We start from the raw sequence: 2,258 nt of genomic DNA, 5'->3' as shown, positions 1-2,258 counted from the left end.
GCCTCCACCACCCCCAGATGCTGGAGCCGGCTGATGGCCTTCGCCATATGGCTGTACGGCACGCCCATCGCCTCCGCGACCTCCCGCGAGGTCAGCGAGGCGCCCTCTTCGACGACCGCGAGCCGCATGACGGCACGCAGGGACAGGTCGGTGAACTTGGTCAACCGCATGGGTCGACCGTAGCAAATACGCATCACGGATACCTATTTGCGGGTGGGGTGGGATACGTCATAGACAGAGCCATGAACCTCTCCGGAGCAGACCGATTCCCCGTCCACGAAGGCCAGTTCCACCGAGTCGTCATCGGCCCCGACCGGGTCGTCTGCCACGCCCGCACGGCCGCCGCCGCCCGCCGGCTCCCCGCGCGGGCGGCCGTCCTGCGCACGATCGCCGGGCTCGGCCTCGGTATCCGTACGCCGCTCCCGCTGGCCGAGGGCGACGGCTGCCTGGTCCTGAGCCGCATCCCCGGAGCACCGCTCGAAGGCGACGGAGGAGACGAGGTGGCCCGGCAGTACGTGAACCTGCTGAACGCGCTCGCGCGAGCCGGGCGGCGGGCGCGCGGTGTGCTGCCGGTGGGGGAGTGGGACGGGTTCGTGACCGGCGTACGGCAGGACCTGCTCCCGCTGATGTCCGCCGCCGGACGCGAGCGCGCCGCGCGGGAACTCGCCGCGCTGGAGACCCTGCCCCGGATCACCTCCGCCCTCGTCCACGGCGACCTCGGCCGCGAGAACGTCCTGTGGGAAACGGCCGACGGCGCACCCCGCCTCAGCGGTGTCATCGACTGGGACGAGGCGTGCCTCGGGGACCCGGCGGAGGACCTGGCGGCGATCGGCGCGAGCCACGGGGAAGAGCTGCTGGGGCGGGTGCTCGCGCTCGGAGGGTGGGGCGGCCCGGACGTCGTACGCCGCATCGCGGTGATCCGGGGGACGTTCGCCCTCCAGCAGGCGCTTCACGCGTGGCGCGACGGGGACGAAGGGGAACTCGCGGACGGGTTGAAGGGGTACGGGGGTACGCCGTGAAGGCGGCCCGCTTCCCTCGGCGCGGTAGGTTCTCCGCCGTGACCTTGATCGAGACACAGGGCGTCGCGTCGATGAGCGACGGGGCGCAGGTGCGGTGGACGGCGCTCGGCGACACGACCCGGCAGCCGCCCGTGGTCCTGCTCCACGGCGGCCCGGGCCTGCCGGACTACCTCGGCGACGTCGCCCCCATGATCGCCGACCTCGCCCCCGTGTACCGGTACGACCAGCGTGGCACCGGCCGGTCCCCCTGGGAGGGCCGCCATTCCCTCGCCCGGCACGTCGACGACCTCGCCGGACTGCTCGACGCGTGGGAGGCGCCCCGGGCCGTACTGATCGGGCACTCCTACGGCACCGACCTGGCGACCCGGTTCTGTCTGGCGCACGCCGACCGGGTCGCCGCGCTGCTGCTGATGTGCGGACCGTTCGTCGGCGACTGGCGTAGCGGGGACCGGGCGGAGCGCGAACGCCGCATGTCCGCGGCGCAGCGGGAGCGGCTGCGCGAACTGGAGGCGATGGCGCGCCGCACCGAGGAGCAGGAGGTCGAACTGCTCACCCTGGCCTGGTTCACCGACCACGCCGACCCCGAACGCGGCTGGCACTGGGCCGCGCAGGGTGCCCGCCGCCGACGCCCCGTCAACTGGGCCATGAACAGGGAACTCGGCGAGGCCGGACGCGCGGACCCGCTGGACGACCACATCACCGACCTGCGCGCGCACCTGCCCGCCCGAACGGAACTCCTCGGCGGCCTCGACGATCCCCGCCCGCTGTCGGCCCTCGCATCACTCGCGTCCCGGCTCGACGTTCCGCTGACGCGGATCGAGGACGCCGGGCACGAACCCTGGCTGGAACAGCCCGACATCGTGCGGGCACACCTTCGCAGATTCGTCCGAGGCGCGACGGGTACGTAGGGCTCCGCAGCCCGCAGCCCGCGTAGATCTGGCACCGACCCGGACGCACCGCCACCCAGCCTCCGCATGCGCGCCCCCGGCCCGCCCGGCGTAGTGGAGAAACTCCAACACCTGCTCAAGATCCTTGTACCCGGCACGAGATCCGCGCACGTGCGCCCCGCCGCAGACTGACAGGGCGTGACGAACCACCTCCCCGTCGACCCAAGGACCGCATCCGTGAGCGAGCGCGTACTCATCCCCCGCAACCGGGGCTTCCTCTTCCTCGACTCCCACCCGGCGGGCTGCGAGCGCCTCGTCGCCGACATGTGGCAGGCATGCCCCGCCCCCGAAC

At 72.9% G+C, this 2,258-nt stretch carries 4 protein-coding genes; 3 read left to right on the top strand and 1 reads right to left on the bottom strand.

What is annotated here, in order from left to right; all coding sequences use genetic code 11:
- A partial coding sequence (locus AOK24_RS45120) for an Rrf2 family transcriptional regulator (RefSeq protein WP_167376893.1) occupies positions 1-170 on the bottom strand: 170 nt, incomplete at its 3' end.
- A gap of 72 nt (positions 171-242) precedes the next feature.
- Here AOK24_RS45120 and AOK24_RS36215 point away from each other — a divergent pair.
- From AOK24_RS36215 to AOK24_RS52390, 3 genes are all read left to right on the top strand, one after another.
- Positions 243-1,019 (top strand): aminoglycoside phosphotransferase family protein, encoded by a 777-nt coding sequence (locus AOK24_RS36215; RefSeq protein WP_055724205.1) that lies wholly within the window; start codon positions 243-245, stop codon positions 1,017-1,019.
- A gap of 38 nt (positions 1,020-1,057) precedes the next feature.
- On the top strand, positions 1,058-1,927 hold the full coding sequence (locus AOK24_RS36210; RefSeq protein WP_240554284.1) for an alpha/beta fold hydrolase: 870 nt from the start codon (positions 1,058-1,060) through the stop codon (positions 1,925-1,927).
- Positions 1,928-2,143: 216 nt separating this feature from the next.
- The coding region (locus AOK24_RS52390) for a hypothetical protein (RefSeq protein WP_159052108.1) at positions 2,144-2,258 on the top strand (115 nt) is incomplete at its 3' end.

Source organism: Streptomyces niveiscabiei (genome assembly GCF_001419795.1).
In the GTDB taxonomy this organism is placed as follows: domain Bacteria; phylum Actinomycetota; class Actinomycetes; order Streptomycetales; family Streptomycetaceae; genus Streptomyces; species Streptomyces niveiscabiei.
This window is presented reverse-complemented; position numbering and strand designations above follow the sequence as displayed.